We start from the raw sequence: 17,471 nt of genomic DNA, 5'->3' as shown, positions 1-17,471 counted from the left end.
CCCGACCGGGCACAAGGCCCGGACAACCGAACAACGCTACTGCGCGCCGCCGTTCCATCCCGGACGTACCGCGAAGGACTGAACCTTCAATTCACCCGAGAACCACCCCTCCTTGAGATACCCCGCGAGCTTGTCCGTGGTGAAGATTTCACGCCACTCTTTGCCGTCCCACGGTATGAAGAACAGTGAGACGACATGGCCTTCATAGCTTTCTCCGAGCGCGTAGACACCATCCTTATCCACCTGGTACGTCATCCAATAGCGGTCAGACACAGTCATCCGCGGATGCGTGTAGAACAGACGCCGCACCTGGCCGCTCATCAGGTCGGCACCGAAAGCAGCACCATCCCGCGTCACCATCCTGTATTCGTTGCCCACTTGAACACCCTGGTGGCCTTGGAGGAACCACTTGGAAGTAGATTCGAAGGGCTCGCCGTCGTCATCGGTCACCGGGATATTCGTACGTTCTCCCGTGGATAGGTCCCACCGGTGAAGGACCCATCGGTATCGTTCATGCGCCGTCATGTTGTCTGGGGTGCCAGGCTTTACTTCCAGGCGGCTCAACAGCGTGATGACGTCCCCCTCGCAAGCGAGCATATGCTGTCCCGATCCCAAGTTGTCACTGGCCGGCGTGACGGCGAGAATTCGAGGCGCGTCACCATCAGGAGCATTGAGCTGCGCGACAGCCGTCAGGGCCTCTGGAACTGGTTCCTCGTTGTTCGCCTGGGCGGCATAGGCTTCGAATGCCGCATCCGCGATACTCGGGGATTCCTTCGTGTCCGTAATCGCCAGGATCCGTGACCCACACTGCCCAAAATCACCGGTAATGCCAGCGGTTTCAACAGTCGTGATGCTGTCGTCACTTTCAACATTGCCGTCGTTGTAATACCAATGCTTCGGCACCAGAGTGACGAGCTGACCATCGGAAAGCTCGTATCGTTGAATCTCCTCTCGGGTGCCGTTGTCGCTCTTACTCACCTGCGTTCCACTATCCGTCGTCACGTAGTTGCGGCTCCGCGAACCGTAGAAGACACCGCGATCACTCCACAATACGTCCCCGCCAGCCACCGAATCGACGGACGCCACCGTGCCCTGTCCCTGGACGTCCAGGAGCACGATCCAGCTGTCCGTGTTCGTGGCCTCCTGCAGCGACGGGGCATATGCGGGTCCCAGCCTCAGAGCGATCACAGCGTCATTAGACCGCAAAGAACTGACCGGTCTGCGGACCACGTCCTGATGAAAACTAGTACTCACCGCGAGCGCAGCAAACGAAAAAGCAACGATAACGAGGGCCCACTTCCACACGGGCTTCAACTTTGCTAAGCCACCAAATCCCAGCTCATCATCCCCCGGCGCCATCCAGTCGTCGGCCTGCGTCGTCACTCTTGGTATTCCTCTCGTCACGTCAGCGGGCGCGGCCACGCCCGCACCCGAGTCTAGGGCACTCCGCCCGGGCGGCCACGGCCTCGGCCCCACCTACCACGCAATGCAGCGCTCGCCGCGCCCCTGCCCCGTCCCCATCCGATCAGGCCTCGGGATGCCGATAGGATGACGTCATGACGATTACGGCGGCGGCGGACGGTTCTTCCCTGGGCAACCCCGGGCCCGCGGGGTGGGCCTGGTACGTGGACGAGGACACGTGGGACGCGGGCGGGTGGCCGCGAGGCACCAACAACCTGGGTGAGCTGACCGCGATCCTGCGCCTGCTTGAGGCAACGGCCCACACCGGCGAGGACCTGCTCATCCTCGCCGACTCGCAGTACGCGATCAACGTCGTGTCCAAGTGGCGGCTCGGCTGGAAGAAGCGCGGCTGGACGAAGGCCGACAAGAAGCCCATCAAGAACCTGGAGCTCATCCAGGAGATCGACCGCGCCATGGAAGGGCGCCGCGTCACCTTCGAGTGGGTCAAGGGCCACGCCGGGCACCGCATGAACGAGCGCGCCGACGACCTGGCACGCTCCTGCGCCGAGGCCTACCAGGCCGGGCGCACACCCGAGCCGGGCCCCGGGTTCGGGGGCGCTACCGGCGGGTCGCGCGGCACTGCGTCTGCGGATCGGGCGTCCTCGGATCAGGCGTCCGGGGACGTCACCTCTGCACCCGCATCGGTCGAGACGCACGGCGCTGTAGAGCCCGGCGCGAGCACACCTGTTGGGCAGGAACACGCCGAGGCCGACACGACCACTGCTACGCCCGCTTCACGCGACGCCGCCACAGACGAGTCCACCACATCGACTTTCCGTTCGCATCCCAGCGTTTTCTCCGCACCCAGCGAGCCGAGCGAACCCGCCCAGGCGGCCCCGGCCTCGTCCGTGAGCGCTCCGACCACTGAGGATGCTCTTGCCCGCGAGCGCGAGTTCATCCTGGCGTGGACCGGAGGCGACGAGGAGTCGCTGGCGGGGATGACCGACGAGCGCACCACGCGCATCTGGCCGGGCGGCGGCGCGACCACGACGCTGGCGGGACCCTCGCCTGCCTCCCCGGCGATCGGCCGCATCGACGCGCACGACCTGGGCGGCGCGTTCCTGACCCGCTACCGGGTACGCTGGGAGGGCGGTGCCTCGCTGGAATCCAGCGTGTGGGCGTCGGCGACTTCTGGCGAGGCGCGCCTGATCATGGTGCACCACCAGTCGACGCTGATCTCCTGATCGCCCTACTAGCGCGAGCGGCTCCACAGCGCACGGTTCTCGCGGCGGCCGCGAAGCAGTCAGGCGGAGCCGAGGCGCCCGGGGTGCCGGGAGGCGCCGAAACCGGGGTCGGGGACGTGAGACCTGAGCGAAATCCGTATCGATAACGTCTGAGCGGCAGGATCAAGCGCGCCTCAGATGCGAGGATGTCAACAACGGGTGGAGCGTAGAGCAAGGAGCGCACGACCCGGCGGCGCACTGCACTAGTGGGGACGGGATTGCAGCACCTGGGAGCTAGCGCAATGCCTCCCCAACCGACGCAGCATCACGCGGATGCACATGAATGCAGCAGATCGCCGTTCGCGATCGCAAAACGGCCGGAGAAGCGCTCACAACCACTATCCGACGCGTCTGCGACTGCCCTCTCGCGACACGGGCTCACCGACGCGTTCTGCGACGGCGGCTGCTCCGAGGTACGGCTGTCCTCTCGCGACACGGGCTCACCTGCGTCGGCCGCGGTGAGGTCACTGACGGTGAGCGGCAGCCCTCGCTCGCCCCACCCCAACCGAGAGCCGCATATCATTGCCCAACAGGCGTGATGCGGCACGGGGAACTCGGCCAAACAAGCAGGACACAGAGGAGGAGCCGCATGCGACATTGAGGGCCACAGCGACAGCGGATATCGAAATGCTTGGGCGCCCGGTGGGAGAAAGCTGTCGGACTTCGCGTTGCAACGCGCATAGCTGCAGCGCCCCGGGGTGGCGGCACGTCCCAGCCGGACTTCGCGATCAAACACTCCGAGCCTTCGGAGCCGCGTGCAACATCTCAAACGGAAAGTCGAGAAGTCAGCCGAACTCGGACAGGCCTCCATGACGGTGCGGAACACGCGACACCCCTTGCGGGGCAACGCACCCGTTAGGGGGCAACGCACCCGTTGGGGAGCAACACACCCGTTCAGAAGGGGTGTAATGCCTACGGATCGGGTGTAGCACCGAGAGGCACAAGTATAAACGCGGAAGCTGCGAGCACGTCAGACACCTCCACCGCGGCAAGCACCCCGCCGTGGAGGGTCGTGCTTCGTCGGCGTCAAGCGTGTGGGCACCAGCTACCTCTGGTGAGGCACGCCTGGTCATGGCGCACCGCCAGCCAACCTAAATCGCCTGAACTGCACTGGTATGGGGTGACAACGGACCGATATTCGCAAGCTTGCGAGCCCTGCGGGTGAGACGGCGGCGCGCGCAGGGCCCACCCTGGCCTGGGTCCCTACGCGGATAGCTTGCACAGTTTGCCGGGGCGCGCGCCACGCTTGGGACCCCGGGCCCCTACGACCGACGCGAGGGTCTGGACACCCCAACGCGCGTGTGCCGCGCTTGGAATCCCGGGCTCTACGCGGATAGGTTGCGCGCCCGCATCCAGCTTCGCTGCGCTGGAACACCACCGGGCCGCTACGCGGATAGGTTGCGCTCACGCGGATAGGTTATCGGCACGCGGACAGGCTATGCGTTCGCGGATAGGTTATTAAGGTATCCACATGCTCATAGCCTATCCGCGAAGCCGTTTCCTATCCGCGAGCCCCAACGACGCATACGCGACACTGCACCATTTGGGCAGCATTACACCAGGTAGGGAGCGCTACACCCCCTGGGAAGTGGTGTAATACCCCGCTAAGTGGTGTAACACCGCTTAGGAACAAGCTAGAACCCGGACAGACTGACGCACGCTCGAGTGGAGATGGGTGTAACACCGCTTAGGAACAAGCCAGAACCGGACGGACTGACGCACGCTCGAGTGGAGATGGGTGTAACACCGCTTAGGAACAAGCTAGAACCCGGACGAACTGACGCACGCTCGAGTGGAGATGGGTGTAACACCACTTAGGAACAAGCTAGAACCCGGACCATTCCGGGAAGCGACCTGCAGGGTTCGTCTGAGCCTCGATGCATGAGGCCTGGGAGCAGACACGCACGATCTGGATAGGAAACGACAAACTGGATAGGATATTGCGTCCCGGATAAGACAATAAGCTATCCGGAGGCGCCGTTCCTATCCGGAGGCACCGTTCCTTTCCGGAACTCAACTTCCTATCCAAAACGCGCAACCACGCCCACCACAAGACCGCCACGCGGCCTGGTCGTGGTGCCGGTGCGCGGCAGCGGAACCTAGCCGAACACCCCAGCAGCACACCAAGCCCCTGCTGCTTGGAGGGCACCGCGTGGACCGCTGGTCCAGGCTGCGGTACCTGGGGGCGGTGGCAAGGCCTGGCCGGGCTTCGAGATCGATCACTCCGAGCCGAAGACACGCGTGCGACGATCTCGCGGGCGGGCCGCCGCCCCCAGGTGCCAACAAACGGGGAATACCCTACAGCTTGGCGCCCTCGAAGCTGAAGATGTCGAGAAACTTGCGCGCGCGGTCCGAGGACGGGTCCGCAAAAAACTTGCGCGGCGGGTCGACCTCGACAATGCGCCCCTCGTCCATGAAAACGATGCGGTCCGCAATCGCGCGGGCAAAGCCCATCTCGTGGGTGACGATAAGCATGGTCATGCCGGTGCGCGCCAGTTCCAGGACGACGTCAAGGACCTCGCGCACCATCTCCGGGTCGAGGGAGGCGGTGACTTCGTCGAGGAGGAGGATCTCGGGGTTCATCATGAGGGCGCGCACGATGGCGACACGCTGGCGCTGGCCGCCGGAAAGCTGACGCGGGTAGTCGTCGGCGCGGTCGGCCAGGCCGACGCGCTCAAGCAGTTTCAGCGCCCGCGCGCTCGCATCACCGCGCGTTTCTCCCGCGACGAGGCCGGGGGCGAGCGTCAGGTTCCCCATGACACTCAGGTGCGGGAAGAGCTCGTAGGACTGGAAGACCATGCCGATGCGCCGACGCACCTCGGGCCAGGAGACGCCGGGCGCGGCCAAGTCGGTCCCGTCAAGGATGATCCTCCCGGAGTTGATGGGCTCGAGGCCGTTGATCGTGCGCAGGAGCGTCGACTTGCCGCACCCGGAGGGGCCGATGATGACGACGACTTCACCGTCGGCAACGTCGAGGGAGACGCCGCGCAGGGCGTGGTGTCCGCCGGGGTACGTCTTGTCGAGGTCGACGAGGCGCAGCTGCGCTGTGCCAACGCCCTGAGGGGATGAGGCCGTGGCGGGATCGTGCGCGCTGCCCTCGCGAGGCGTGCCGCCCTGGTCGGAGGTGCCGGATGTCAGTTCTGCCATGTTTTCTCCATGTGGCGTGAGAGGAGCGATATGGGCCAGCAGATGAGGAAGTACAGCACAAAAATGAGGCCGTAGATCCACAGCGAGGCCGTGGGGTAGGTGAAACGGTTAGAGTCGATGATCTGCTGTCCGACTTTGAGGACCTCAACGACGCCGATGAGGACGACGAGGGAGGTCGTCTTGATCATGCGGGTGATGAGGTTGACGGCCGGGGGTGCAAGCCTGCGCAGGGTTTGCGGCAGGATGACCCGGCGCATGGTCTGCCTCGGGGTGAGTCCCAGAGCGTAGGCGGACTCGTACTGGTGGCGCGGGATCGCGATGAGCGCGCCTCGCACGAGGTCGCCCATTTCGGCGCCTCCCCACAGGGTGAACACGAGGACGGACGCGGTAATACCGTCCAGGTTGATCCCCGCGACGCGCGTGAGCCCGAAGTAGGCGACGAAGAGCAGCACAAGCTGGGGCATGATGCGCACGAACTCGAGGTATACCTGCATGAGCCAGCGCAGGGGGCGCCAGCGCGAGCGCATGCCGAGGCCGACAAACACGCCGAGCACCAACGACAGCACGACGGACAGCGCGGAGATGCCGACGGTGACGCCCAGGCCCTCAAGGATCCGAACGAGGTTGCGGCCTTCGACAATGACGTTAATGCCCAAATCCGCCACGGCGCACCGCCTTTTCGATGAGTCGGGCCGCGATGGACACGGGCAGGAGGATCACCAGGTAGGCGATGACCAGGAGGGCCAGCGCTTCGGAGGTGTTGTAGGACATGCCGATGAGGTCTTTCGCGACGTACACGAGATCGGGCAGCGCGACGACGGAGACGACGGAGGTTTCCTTGATGAGGAAGATGACGTTGGCGGCGAGCGGCGGCACGGAGGTCGCGATGGCCTGCGGGAGGGCGACGTGGCGCAGCGTCTGGGCGGGCGTGAGGCCGAGCGCGGACGCCGACTCCCACTGGATGGTGGCGATCGAGTCGAGGCCGGAGCGCAGGGCCTCGGCCATGTAGGCGCCGCCCAGGAAGATGAGGCCGACGATCGCGCAGGTTTCGCCGCTCCACTTGATGCCCACGCGCGGCAGGCCGAAGTAGATGAAGAAGAGCTGCACGAGCAGGGGCGTGTTGCGCGACAGTTCGACGTAGGCGGCACCGATCTGGGCGGCGAGCGGGATCCGGTACTGCCGGATCGCGGCCACGAGGAGGCCGACCGCGAGCGAGCCGACGATGCCGATGGCCGCGATCCGCAGGGTGAGGATGGCGGCGTCGACGTACAGGGGCGCGTATCGCGCCAGGATGTCGAGGTTCATGGGTGAGGAATGGGACGAGGCGGTGGCCCGCCGGGCCGATCACGCGCGGCGGTCGGGTTTCCGGGGGCCAGCCCCGCGCCGGGTTAGTTGGTGGAGGACGCGGTGTCGACGCCGCCTTCGACGACGAGGTCGTCGGGGGTCGCGGCGTCACCGTAGACGGGGGCGAGGGTCTCCTCGTAGTCCTTGTGGAAGAAGTTCTCCTCGCCGAGCTCGGTCAGCTGGTTGTTCAGCCAGTCGAGGAGGGGCGCGTTGCCCTTCTTGACGGCGGCGGCGATGTAGCTGGTCTCGCCTAGGCTCTTGATGCCGACGCTGAAGCCGGGATGCGCGATGGCCCAGGCGATGACCTCGGTGTTGTCGGTGGAGAAGGCGTCGCCGCGGCCGTCCTCGAGGGCCTGGTAGGCGTCGGAGTACTGGTCGTACTTCTGGAGTTTCACCTCGGGGTGGTTGGCCTCGAAGTAGGCTTCGGCGGTGGTTCCCTTGGTGACGATGAGGGTCTTGCCGGCCAGCTGGCCGACGTCGGTGATCTCAGCCGAGGAAGGGGAGACGACGCCGAGGGAGACCTTGAAGTAGGGGTTGGCGAAGTCGACCTTCTCGGCGCGTTCGGGGGTGACGGTGAAGTTCGCGAGGGTGATGTCGACCTTGTTCGAGGCGAGGACCTCGGTGCGGGCGGCGGCGTCGACGGGGACGTACTTGGCGGTGACTCCGAGGTCGGCGGCGATGCGGTCGCCGTAGACGACGTCGTATCCGGCGGGCTTGCCGTCGGCGTCGATGTAGCCGAAGGGGGCCTTGTCGGAGAAGATGCCGATGACGATTTCGCCGGCTTCCTTGATCTGTTCGGGGCTGCGGTCACCGACCTGCGCGCCGGTCGCGGAGTCGGAGCCTGCGCCACCGGAGCAGGCTGCCATGCCGAGGGCTGCGACCGTGGCGAGGGCTGCCGTGGCGAGTCGGAGGAATGGCTTCTTGCGTGCGTGGGTGGCGCTCATGATGGCTCCTAACGTGCGTTGTCAATGGATATCGCCGGGGCGCGCGTCCTCGGCGATGTCGTCGATGGTTCCATCTCGGGCGGGCTCGCGCGACGGCTGATTCTCGTTTTGAAACTGTGTGACAGTCGAGTGTCAGAGGGATGCGCCCCCTCGCCATTGGGACGAAGGACCTAGAAAACGTGGAAGTCGTCACGAGATGCCCCGCCCGCTCGCACGACGCGGCGTCACCGATGACAATTGCTCCCATGCCTCAGCTGCCGCGCACCGTCAACGTCTTCGTGCCGGCGAGCCCTACCCGCGCCGAGATAGTCGCCGGGCTGCGCATCACGGCGCCCGTGGCCGCCGGTTACATTCCCCTGGGCCTCGCGTACGGCCTGCTGGTCGTCCAGCTCGGGATGCCGTGGTGGATGGCTCCCGCCCTCTCGCTGGCCGCCTATTCGGGATCGGCGGAACTGCTGGTCGTGACCCTGGCCTCGCACAACACCCCGCTCGCGGTGATCGCCGTGACGATGCTGCTGGTGAACTTCCGCCTGATCTTCTTTGCGTTCTCCTTCCCGCTGCACGTCATCGAGGGCCGGGCGGCCCGCCTCTTGTCGATGTACGCCCTCGTTGACGAGGCCTACGCACTCACCGCCGCACGCCCCAACGGGTGGACAAAACCTCGACTGTTGGCGATGCAAGCCCTGTTTCACGTCACCTGGCTCGTCTCGGGCCTGGTGGGAGTGTTCGCGGGCTCGTTGATTCCCATTCAGATTCACGGCCTGGACTTCGCGCTCACCGCCCTGTTTATCACGCTGACGCTGGACGCTTCCCGCTCCGCACGGGAGCTTCCGTCAGTGGCATTGGCCGGGATCGCGTTTGCGGTTGCGATGGCGCTCGCCCCGGCCCATCGCCTGCTCGTTGCCCTCCTCCTCTTCGTCGCCTTCCTGTCGGGGCGCCACCTCCTGCGCAGGCGCGGCCTCCTCCCCCTGCCTCGCCCGAGGGCCGCGCGCGTCCTTGGAACCGCGACGGATCGGGGGATCGCCCGGTGACCCCGACGCTGGCCTACCTGCTGGCCATCCTGGTGATCGTCTTCGTCATTGACTTCACGCTGCGGGCCCTTCCTTTCAAGATCCTGGAGCCCCTGCGCGACTCGCGTTTCGTGTCCGACATGGCGGCGTGGATGCCGCCGGGAATCATGCTCATCCTGGTTGTGTCGACGCTCGTCGACAACGCCCAAGCGGCCGGGGAACGCTCGTGGGCCGCGCTCGTGGCCGCGGGCGTGACGGTGGCCGTCCACCTGCTGAGCGGCCGCAGGCTCCTGTGGAGCGTCGGCATCGGGACGGTGTGTTACGTGGCACTGCTGAACTGGCAGTGAGACTCGGGGACGGGAGGCACCGCTCGCACGCGATCGGGTGGCATCGGCGGGGGCTAGGACCCGGGGAGGCCATGGACAAGCGCCCGACGCGTCGCCTACCCTGACTAACGGCGCCCGTTCCCACCGGCGCCCACCCATCGGAGCCGGACACCGAGGAGAAGAACGTGACGACGAGCAGCGGGAACCCGCTCCCAGACGGCCCCGCGACGGGCACCGCGGCATCCGTTCTGCTGGTCGACGACGAGGCGGCCATCATCGATGGCCTCGCGCCCTTCCTGCGCCGCTGCGGCTTCACGGTCCACACGGCCCGGGACGGGGAGGAGGGGTTGGCCGCCCACGGCCAGCTCCGACCCGACATCGTCGTCTCCGACATCATGATGCCCCACATGGACGGACGCGAGATGGTGCGCCGCATCCGCGCGGGCGGCACGTGGACCCCCGTCATCCTGCTCACGCAGATCGACACCTCCTTCGAGCGTTCGGCCGCGCTGGACGAGGGCGCCGACGACTACCTGTCCAAGCCCTTCGACCCTCAGGAGCTGGTCTCGCGCATCCGCGCCGTGCTGCGCCGCTCCATGCACTCGGCGCGCCCCCTGTCGGCCGCCGAGCGCCTCACCAGCGGAAGCCTCGTGCTTGATCGCCTCGCCCGGCGCGCCTTCCTGGCCGACAGGGAGCTTGAGCTGACCCCGAAGGCGATGGGGCTCCTCGACTACCTGATGACGCACCCGGGTGAGCTTCACACCCGCGAGCGCCTCCTGTCGGTGCTGTGGGGCATCGACTTCGCCTCCTCCACGCGCGCGGTGGACCACCGCATCCGGGAGATCCGCGCGGCCCTGGGGGAGGACCCCTCCGACCCGGTGTTTATCGAGACCGTCCCCTCCGGGGGGTACCGCTTCATCGGGAAGGTAACGCGATGAGCCGTCGATTGGTGCTCTCCCTGGCGCCCCTTGCGGTCGCGAGCGTCTGCGCCCTGGCGTGGTGGCTGGCCGGCCCGGACCTGGAACTCCGCGTCGCGGTGTCCCTGCCCGTCCTCTTCGTTGCGGCCGGGTTTCTCGTGTCGGCTACAGCCGTGGCGCTCGAGCTTTTCTCGTCCGCGTTGTCGCGGGAGCACCTGGCCGGTGCGGCGGAGGCGCAGGCGCGCCGGGATCTTGAGCACCGGCAGTTTCTGGCGCGCCTGGACCACGAGTTGAAGAATCCCCTGACGGCGATCCTCGCGGCCACGGCTTCGGGCGAGGACGAGGCCTCGGTCCTCGTGGCGGCCCAGGCCAGGCGCATGGGAGTGCTCGTGACGGACTTACGCAAACTGGCCGACCTGTCGTCGGCGCCCATGGAGCGCGAGCTGGTGGACCTGGAGGAGGCGGCGCGCGACGCCGTGGAGGCCGCGCGCTCCAGCGTGGGCGAGGCGCGCAGCTTCACCCTGGTCTTCCCCACCGCCCCGTGGCCTCTGCCGCGCGTTGTTGGGGACGCAGATCTTCTGTATTCCGCGATCCAGAACGTCGTGTTCAACGCGGTGAAGTACTCCGGCGAGGGTGACAGCATCGAGGTGCGTGGCAGCCAGTCGGAGGACGGGGTGAGCATCGAGGTGGCCGACACGGGGATCGGTGTTCCCGAGGCCGAACGCCAGAGCGTGTGGGCGGAGCTGGCGCGCGGGTCGAACGCGGTCGGGCGCTCCGGGTCGGGGCTGGGCCTGCCTCTTGTGCGCCTGGTCATTGAGCGGCACGGCGGGCACGTGCGCCTCACCTCGCGTGAGGGGGTGGGAACCAGCGTCGTCCTCACCCTTCCGTTGCCCGAGGAGGCTTCTTCCGCTTCGCCGAGGATTCCCCAGCCGCCGACATGAACGCCTGCCCCCACCAGTGACGGGGCTGGTGGGGGCAGGGGGCTTGGCGTCAGGGTTGGCGTTGAGCCGCGGCGGGCAGGGCCGCTCGGGGGCCTGCCTGCGGCAGCGTCACTTCTGCGCGCGAATCTCGACGCGCCGGTTCTGGGCACGGCCCTCGTCCGTCTCGTTGTCGGCGATGGGCTCGGCCTCGCCCTTCCCATCGGTCGTGATCGAGAGGCCGGGGACCTTGCTCGCCAGGTAGTCGCCCACGGCCTTTGCCCGACGCTTGGACAGGTCGAGGTTGTGGGCGTCGTCGGCGACCGAGTCCGTGTGTCCCGTCACCGAGACCTTGGAGGGCTTGACCTTGGACCACTCCGACGCCAGAGAATCGAGGACCTCCTTGGCACGCGCCGTGAGCTGGTCGGAGTCGACCTCGAAGTTCACGTCTCCCGAGAGCGTGGTGATCGTGGCGTCCTTCTTCTGCTTCGTCGAGACGGCGCCGTCGGTGGTTCCAACGGAGTAGAGGACTTCAACGGGCTCGGGGTAGACGACCCGCGGATTGCTCTGGGGGCCGGAGTAGTCGACTCCCGGCGGGTTCTCCGCGTGGGCGGGACTCATGCCGACACCGACGACGAGCGCGAGGACCGCGACGCCAGCCGATCCGATTCTCTTGACCGCGATCATGGCGCTCACTCCCTCGTCACCGGAACGTTCTCGAAGGGCTTGCCGACGCCGTTGATCTCCACATCGACCGCGGTGAGGTCCGCAGGAAGCCCCTTGAAGGTGGTGAACACCGTCTGGCTGTCTCCTGCGTCCATGCCAGCGTGCTGGAAGCTGCTGCAGATGCAGGTTCCGTCCTCGGCCATCCCCGGCGAGTAGACGAGGTGCCGAGAATAGTCGATGAGCTTCACCTCTTTGGTGAGCATGTCCTCTCCCCCAAAGTTGTTCATCCACTCGGCCGGAAAGGCGATTTTATCTCCTGTATTGGTGAAGGTCATGGTCAGCGTCGTCACGTCATCCTTGACGACCACCGAGTTGATGTCGACCCGGAAGCTTCTATGCCCGACCTTTCCTTCCCAGGTGCTCAGAACCTGGGAGGAGCGCGCCCTGGGGTTGCCGCTCGCCTGCGACGAGGAATTCGATTGGGAGGCCGCCGCGTCGCTGGATTGGGAGGCGGACGGGGTGGGGTTCGATCCGCCTCCGCTCTCTCGTTTCCACACGCTCAGGTGGCAGCCGCTCAGGGCGAGCGCCAGGGGCAGCGCAGTCATGACAGCGAGGATCCTACGTGTCTTCCCGCTCCGTTGTGCCTTCATGTCAATCATCCTCCGGTCGTGTTCCGTCGTACTTATCCCAGCGCCAATGGCGCCGACGTAAGAAGTCTAACCGCAATGTTTGACCATCCGGTCGCAAATGTGTCGCAGTCTGGCGACACGGTGTCACGTTTCGGAAACAGAGCGGAGGATCACGGCGGAAAGGCGGCAGACAGGCGGGGCGCCGCGCCCGCGACGCGAACGCGATAGGATTGTGTCCATGCACACAGAGTCGTACTTGCATCACGGACACACGGTCTACGAGCACCGCCTGGAGGTCCCGCTGGACCACCTGCGCCCCCGCGGGGATGACAACCCGACGATTGAGTTGTTTGCGCGCGAGGTCGTGCGCAAGGGCCACGAGGATTCCCCCTACGCGGTGTTCCTGCAGGGAGGCCCGGGCTATCCGAGTCCCCGCTTCGGTTCCTTCGGGGGCGGCTGGGTGAACCGTCTCCTCCAGGACTACAGGGTGGTCCTGTTGGACCAGCGAGGCACGGGCCAGTCCACGCGCATGGACGCCCAGGCACTCTCCCGCCTGACGACGGACGAGGAGAAGGCCGACTACCTGCGGCACTTCCGCCAGGACCAGATCGTCTACGACGCCGAGGCGCTGCGCAAGGAGCTGTGCGGGGACGAGCCGTGGACGACGCTGGGCCAGTCCTTCGGCGGATTCATCACGACCTCCTACCTGTCCTTGGCGCCCCGGGGCCTCAAGGCCAGCCTGATCACGGGGGGCCTGCCCGGCCTCGTCCACGTCGACGACATCTACCGGCTCACCTACGAGCGCACGGCCGCCCGCAACCGCGCCTATTTCCGCCGCCATCCGGGCGACGAGAAGACGGTGCGGGAGCTGTGCGCACACCTGGCGGACACGGAAGAGGTGCTGCCGACGGGCGAGCGCCTCTCCCCCACTCGCCTGCGCATGATCGGCATGATGCTGGGCGGGCAGGCGAACACGGACCAACTGCACTACCTGTTGGAGGGTCCGTGGGTCAGCGTCGGCGGGGTGCGGCGCCTGTCCTCGCAGTTCCTTCAGGCCGTCGCCGCGCAGGTCAGCGTCGCGCCGATCTACGGGGTGTTCCAGGAGTACATCTACGCGTGTGCCACCCCCGAGCTGGCGGGAACGGCGACGGGGTGGGCGGCGGACCGCCTGGCGGAGGAGGTGCCGGGCTTCGCGAAGGGCGCGGACCCGCTGGACGAGAGCGAGCCGTTCTACCTGACGGGCGAGCACTTCATGCGTCGCGTTTTCGACGAGGACCCGGGCTTGGCACCGCTAAAGGGCGCGGCGGAGATTCTCGCGTCGACGACGGAGGCGGTGCCGGTCTATCTGCCGGATGTGCTGGCCCGCAACACTGTGCCGGTGGCTGCGGCCGTGTACTACGACGATATGTTCGTGCCGCGCGAGCTATCCCTGGAAACGGGCGATTTAATCGGCGCGCGCCACTACATCACCAACGAGTACCAGCACGATGGTTCCGCCTACTCCGGCGGCTCGGTCGTGTCCCACCTGCTTGACCTGCTGGCCGACTGAGGCCGACTGATCACCCGATTGAAAGGACGCTCCATGGCTCCCCTCTCCTCCTGCTCCTGTCCCTGCGCCGCGGACCCAACCCGGATCGCCGGCTTGGCGGCGGGGGTTGGCGCCACCGTCGCGTGGTACGCGCTGCCCGATTACGTGCGTTCGCGCCCGCTGCGCGGGCTCATCAAGACCGGGCTCCTGGGGGTGATCGGCTGGTCGCTCGTGTCGATGCTGCCCGATGAGCCGGAACTGGCACCCTACGACGACGAGGTTGACTGCTCGAAAGGCGCGGAGGCTGCCGACGAGGATCCCCTTGAGGGGGTGACGGAGGCCGCACCCTGCGAGCTGGCGGTCCTCGGGGGCGCGGTAGCGGGATCCGCGCTTGTCACGCTTGCGCTCGAGCGGTGGTTGTTCCGTCGCGGGGAACGCCGCCGCGCGAGCGGGGTGCGTTTCGCCCACACGAGGCAGGGGCTGGCCCTCGGGGGACTCGCGGCCGTCTTGGACGCGGCGACGCTGGCGTCGCGGTCACAGGGCGCGTGCGGGCTGCCTCGAGGGTAGGTTCGCGCGACGCCGCGCACCCCCTTAACGACCGAGCCTCGTCGCCGTGATCCAGGCGACGAAGGCGCCGATCCATCCGCACAGCATGACGAGGATGGGCGCACCCAGGGCCGTCCACCAGGAGGAGGCGGGAACGAAGTACCTCACGGCTCCGAATGCTGTGGGGGTGAGCGCAATGATCGCGATCGAGATCGTCGCGGTCATCGCGCCGACGGGGCGACGCTTGAACGCTAGGCCCACGACGTCGCGGCGCGTCTTGCCCTGACCGGCGGCGACCCGCGAGATGTGCTGGCGCACTGCGGAGCCCATGGCGCGCAGGGGAAACAGTGCGCTCCACGCCAGCCCAACGATGAGGGCTACCTGACGACTGCCGAGCGCGTAGATGAAACCGACAATGGACCAGCCGAGCAGGTAGGAGACGGACACGCCCAAGCACAGGGAGAACAGCGGTTTGAACACCAGCCAGTGCAGCTGATTTTCGTAGACGTTGGCGGCGGGGTTCTGCTCGAGGAGGTCGCGGTACAGGCGGCTGCTGGCGTCGGCGTGGTCGTCCGCTTCGAGGGAAGCGATGGATTCTCGAGCAGCCACATTCTCCGGCTCGAGCGCGAGGACGCGTTGGAAGACTTCGAGCGCCGCTTTCTCGTCATCCCTGGCGAGCACCCTGCCGAGGGTGTTGAGCACATAGGAGTCTTCGGGGTCGAGATTCTCGGCTTCACGCGCCGCGTGCAGCGCCTCCTCCCACCGGTGGTTACGCGCAAGAGCGTTGGCCTTTGTGGCATGGCTAGTCCCCACCTCTGGACTGCTCTCGACGAGGCGTGTTGCATGGTCGAGCGCGCGACGAGAATCCGGCTCTAGGTGCGCCAGCCAGTACAGCGCCATCGCGTGATTGGGCGAGGCTTCGATGGCTCGTCGGGCGCACTCATACGCCTTCTCCTTCTGATCGAGGGTCAGGTGGGCTTGGACGAGGGCGCAATTCACTCGTGCCGCGACCTCCGGATCGCTCTGAGGGATCGTGGCGAGCTCTTCGATGGCCTGTTGGGGACGCTTGATGTCGATCAAGAAATAGGCGCGCTCAATCCGCTCCTTGATGTCATCGTTGGACATCGATCCTCCTCGGTCTCAAGTAGCAAACGGCGAGTGGTGGGCGGCGTCAGCACGCCGCCCACCACCTCACATGAGGTTGTTTGCCCTCATGTACTCGGCGAGGTCGTCGTATTGGCCGTCTCGGTTGCCGTATTCGATGAAGTTGCGGGCGGTCACGAACCAGGGCCCAGCGCTGGGCCGAATCTGCTCCAGCGCCCTCAGGAAGTCGTGCATGGTCACCATGCGCACGTTGCCGGTACGCAAGGAGTCCATCATCGCGTATTCGACGGCGCTGTCGACCAGGTGGGCCAGGTCGGCACCGGTGAATCCTTGGGCGCTGCACGAGGTGACCCAGGTCGATGCCTTCGACGGGGCGGGACTTGAGGTGGTGGTAGAGGACTGCCTGTCGGGCGGGGCCATCGGGAGGCAGGACAGCGACGCTGCGGTCGAAGCGTCCGGGCCTGCGCAGCGCGGAGTCCACGTCCCACGGGGTGTTGGTGGCGGCGAGGATGAACACGCCTTCGTTATCGGATCCGATGCCATCCAGTTCCATGAGGAGCTGGTTGGTGATCGGTCGCATGTTGTAAGATCCGGCGTGCGATCGCCGCATGCCGATCGCATCGATTTCGTCGAGGAAAAGCACGACGGGTGCGTTGGCACGCGCGGTCTCGAAGAGCTCGTGGAGGTTAGCTTCCGATTCACCGAAGTAGCGTGCCATGACATCGCTGATCCTTACGTTCATGAATGCGGCACCGACCTCGCCAGCGAGAGCGCGGGCGATGTAGGTCTTGCCGCATCCGGGAGGACCGTACAGCAGCAGGCCGCCGTTGAGGCTCTTGCCGTAGAGCTTGCGGATTTCCGGGTTCCGCAGCGGAGCCAGGAAGGCCATGGTGAGGCGGTCCTTGACGGACTGCATGCCGCCCACGTCCTCCAGCGTTGACGTCACACTCTCGATGTCCCACACCTCACCCTGGGGTTTGTCGTCAACTTCGATTTCGCCTTCGACTTCCCCCTGCTTCACGAATGCGGGCGCAGGCCCGCCGACCTGCTTCTCGGCACTCTTCCAGTCGAAGCGTTGCTCTTTGGCGCCATCGGTATGAGCGGCACCATCACGCTCGTCTCCGGCCTCAGCCGCCGGAGCGTGTTCCTCGTCGGGGGTCGCTTCCTCGGTCGCATGCGGAAAGGCCGGGGGATGTACCGACACGATCGCGGGAATGCCTGCATCCTCCGAGGCGTGGGCCACCGCAGTGGACTCGTCGGCACCGCCGCTGTCGGATACGCCCTGAATCTGCGACGCGTCCTGCGGGTAGGGGACGGGTTTTTCAGCCGGTTCCGCGGCGGACGCCACGGCCGCGTCGACATCAGGGGTCGAGGGCACGGTGTCTTCGGTAAACGTCGCGGACTCTTCGGCGACGGGACTCTCCGAGGACGAGGCCGCCTCGTCAGGGGAGGAACCAGCCGCCGGAGCGGGGGCCTCGGGTGCGCCGAGGGCGCTGCGCATGAGGGCAGCGACGCGCTCGTTGGTCGGGTCGGCGGCGAGAACGACGGCGAGATGAGGGATGGCTTCGCCGCCCCTCCCCTCGTTGATGAGCAGCTCGGCCAGGTGCTCGCGCAGCGGCAGGTCCTCGGGCCGTTCCTCGATCACGGCGCTGAGGGAGTCAATGAGGGGATTCGTCATGCCCACAAGCCTACCGGCTGGCAGGCTCGCA

Annotated in this window: 15 protein-coding genes and 1 pseudogene; 7 read left to right on the top strand and 9 right to left on the bottom strand. The window is 66.4% G+C overall.

Annotated features, from left to right (window positions below):
• Nucleotides 1–36: 36 nt before the first annotated feature.
• The gene (locus NQK35_RS09010; protein WP_257113947.1) at nucleotides 37–1,383 is read right to left on the bottom strand and encodes a hypothetical protein; all 1,347 of its coding nucleotides are present in this window, start codon (nucleotides 1,381–1,383) and stop codon (nucleotides 37–39) included.
• 173 nt (nucleotides 1,384–1,556) lie between these two features.
• On the opposite strand from NQK35_RS09010, the gene NQK35_RS09005 reads away from it, so the two are divergent.
• The gene (locus NQK35_RS09005; protein ID WP_257113946.1) at nucleotides 1,557–2,645 is read left to right on the top strand and encodes an RNase H family protein; all 1,089 of its coding nucleotides are present in this window, start codon (nucleotides 1,557–1,559) and stop codon (nucleotides 2,643–2,645) included.
• Between the two features lie 2,337 nt (nucleotides 2,646–4,982).
• Here the strand turns inward: NQK35_RS09005 and NQK35_RS09000 are convergent.
• From NQK35_RS09000 to NQK35_RS08985, 4 genes are all read right to left on the bottom strand, one after another.
• On the bottom strand, nucleotides 4,983–5,831 hold the full coding sequence (locus tag NQK35_RS09000; RefSeq protein ID WP_257113945.1) for an amino acid ABC transporter ATP-binding protein: 849 nt from the start codon (nucleotides 5,829–5,831) through the stop codon (nucleotides 4,983–4,985).
• On the bottom strand, nucleotides 5,819–6,496 hold the full coding sequence (locus NQK35_RS08995; RefSeq protein ID WP_257113944.1) for an amino acid ABC transporter permease: 678 nt from the start codon (nucleotides 6,494–6,496) through the stop codon (nucleotides 5,819–5,821). The genes NQK35_RS09000 and NQK35_RS08995 overlap by 13 nt, the downstream gene beginning before the upstream one ends.
• Nucleotides 6,477–7,136, bottom strand: coding sequence for an amino acid ABC transporter permease (locus NQK35_RS08990; RefSeq protein WP_257113943.1), 660 nt, complete (start codon nucleotides 7,134–7,136; stop codon nucleotides 6,477–6,479). Before NQK35_RS08990 ends, NQK35_RS08995 begins: the two co-directional genes overlap by 20 nt.
• Nucleotides 7,137–7,219: 83 nt before the next feature.
• On the bottom strand, nucleotides 7,220–8,119 hold the full coding sequence (locus tag NQK35_RS08985; RefSeq protein ID WP_257113942.1) for a cysteine ABC transporter substrate-binding protein: 900 nt from the start codon (nucleotides 8,117–8,119) through the stop codon (nucleotides 7,220–7,222).
• 245 nt (nucleotides 8,120–8,364) lie between these two features.
• Here NQK35_RS08985 and NQK35_RS08980 point away from each other — a divergent pair, with 245 nt between their 5' ends.
• The 4 genes from NQK35_RS08980 to NQK35_RS08965 all read left to right on the top strand — a co-directional run bounded on the left by NQK35_RS08980 (nucleotide 8,365) and on the right by NQK35_RS08965 (nucleotide 11,313).
• Nucleotides 8,365–9,150, top strand: coding sequence for an AzlC family ABC transporter permease (locus NQK35_RS08980; RefSeq protein ID WP_257113941.1), 786 nt, complete (start codon nucleotides 8,365–8,367; stop codon nucleotides 9,148–9,150).
• Nucleotides 9,147–9,476 carry a branched-chain amino acid transporter permease gene (locus tag NQK35_RS08975; protein ID WP_009212710.1) on the top strand — a complete coding sequence of 110 codons (330 nt, stop codon included), beginning with the start codon at nucleotides 9,147–9,149 and terminating at the stop codon, nucleotides 9,474–9,476. The genes NQK35_RS08980 and NQK35_RS08975 overlap by 4 nt, the downstream gene beginning before the upstream one ends.
• Nucleotides 9,477–9,640: 164 nt before the next feature.
• Nucleotides 9,641–10,393: a response regulator transcription factor gene (locus NQK35_RS08970; RefSeq protein WP_257113940.1), complete on the top strand. Its 753-nt coding sequence runs from the start codon at nucleotides 9,641–9,643 to the stop codon at nucleotides 10,391–10,393.
• Entirely contained in the window at nucleotides 10,390–11,313 is a 924-nt protein-coding gene (locus NQK35_RS08965; protein ID WP_257113939.1) for a sensor histidine kinase, read from the top strand. The genes NQK35_RS08970 and NQK35_RS08965 overlap by 4 nt, the downstream gene beginning before the upstream one ends.
• A 108-nt stretch (nucleotides 11,314–11,421) precedes the next feature.
• Here the strand turns inward: NQK35_RS08965 and NQK35_RS08960 are convergent, their stop codons facing one another.
• Together NQK35_RS08960 and NQK35_RS08955 are read right to left on the bottom strand one after the other, a co-directional pair.
• Nucleotides 11,422–11,976 (bottom strand): OmpA family protein, encoded by a 555-nt coding sequence (locus tag NQK35_RS08960; RefSeq protein ID WP_257113938.1) that lies wholly within the window; start codon nucleotides 11,974–11,976, stop codon nucleotides 11,422–11,424.
• Between the two features lie 5 nt (nucleotides 11,977–11,981).
• Nucleotides 11,982–12,560 carry a hypothetical protein gene (locus tag NQK35_RS08955; RefSeq protein WP_257113937.1) on the bottom strand — a complete coding sequence of 193 codons (579 nt, stop codon included), beginning with the start codon at nucleotides 12,558–12,560 and terminating at the stop codon, nucleotides 11,982–11,984.
• A gap of 262 nt (nucleotides 12,561–12,822) precedes the next feature.
• On the opposite strand from NQK35_RS08955, the gene NQK35_RS08950 reads away from it, so the two are divergent.
• Both NQK35_RS08950 and NQK35_RS08945 read left to right on the top strand, forming a co-directional pair.
• Nucleotides 12,823–14,133, top strand: a complete 1,311-nt coding sequence (locus NQK35_RS08950; protein ID WP_257113936.1) for an alpha/beta hydrolase — start codon at nucleotides 12,823–12,825, stop codon at nucleotides 14,131–14,133.
• Between the two features lie 33 nt (nucleotides 14,134–14,166).
• Complete coding sequence (locus tag NQK35_RS08945) at nucleotides 14,167–14,679, top strand: hypothetical protein (protein WP_009212716.1); 513 nt, start codon at nucleotides 14,167–14,169, stop codon at nucleotides 14,677–14,679.
• A 24-nt stretch (nucleotides 14,680–14,703) separates the two neighbouring features.
• Here NQK35_RS08945 and NQK35_RS08940 read toward each other — a convergent pair whose 3' ends face one another.
• Complete coding sequence (locus NQK35_RS08940; protein WP_048743240.1) at nucleotides 14,704–15,783, bottom strand: tetratricopeptide repeat protein; 1,080 nt, start codon at nucleotides 15,781–15,783, stop codon at nucleotides 14,704–14,706.
• Nucleotides 15,784–15,849: 66 nt separating this feature from the next.
• Nucleotides 15,850–17,440 (bottom strand): annotated as a pseudogene (locus tag NQK35_RS08935) (AAA family ATPase).
• Nucleotides 17,441–17,471 lie beyond the last annotated feature (31 nt).

It is taken from the genome of Schaalia odontolytica (assembly GCF_024584435.1).
GTDB lineage: Bacteria > Actinomycetota > Actinomycetes > Actinomycetales > Actinomycetaceae > Pauljensenia.
Note: the sequence above shows the minus strand (reverse complement) of the source record. Positions and strands in the feature narration are given on the sequence as shown.

What these genes read in the sequence shown, in the direction of transcription:
- NQK35_RS08955 (WP_257113937.1), bottom strand. Translation starts at nt 12,560, where the DNA reads ATGACTGCGCTGCCCCTGGCGCTCGCCCTGAGCGGCTGCCACCTGAGC.
- NQK35_RS09000 (WP_257113945.1), bottom strand. Translation starts at nt 5,831, where the DNA reads ATGGCAGAACTGACATCCGGCACCTCCGACCAGGGCGGCACGCCTCGC.
- NQK35_RS08980 (WP_257113941.1), top strand. Translation starts at nt 8,365, where the DNA reads ATGCCTCAGCTGCCGCGCACCGTCAACGTCTTCGTGCCGGCGAGCCCT.
- NQK35_RS08985 (WP_257113942.1), bottom strand. Translation starts at nt 8,119, where the DNA reads ATGAGCGCCACCCACGCACGCAAGAAGCCATTCCTCCGACTCGCCACG.
- NQK35_RS08965 (WP_257113939.1), top strand. Translation starts at nt 10,390, where the DNA reads ATGAGCCGTCGATTGGTGCTCTCCCTGGCGCCCCTTGCGGTCGCGAGC.
- NQK35_RS09005 (WP_257113946.1), top strand. Translation starts at nt 1,557, where the DNA reads ATGACGATTACGGCGGCGGCGGACGGTTCTTCCCTGGGCAACCCCGGG.
- NQK35_RS08950 (WP_257113936.1), top strand. Translation starts at nt 12,823, where the DNA reads ATGCACACAGAGTCGTACTTGCATCACGGACACACGGTCTACGAGCAC.
- NQK35_RS08945 (WP_009212716.1), top strand. Translation starts at nt 14,167, where the DNA reads ATGGCTCCCCTCTCCTCCTGCTCCTGTCCCTGCGCCGCGGACCCAACC.
- NQK35_RS08940 (WP_048743240.1), bottom strand. Translation starts at nt 15,783, where the DNA reads ATGTCCAACGATGACATCAAGGAGCGGATTGAGCGCGCCTATTTCTTG.
- NQK35_RS08990 (WP_257113943.1), bottom strand. Translation starts at nt 7,136, where the DNA reads ATGAACCTCGACATCCTGGCGCGATACGCGCCCCTGTACGTCGACGCC.
- NQK35_RS08960 (WP_257113938.1), bottom strand. Translation starts at nt 11,976, where the DNA reads ATGATCGCGGTCAAGAGAATCGGATCGGCTGGCGTCGCGGTCCTCGCG.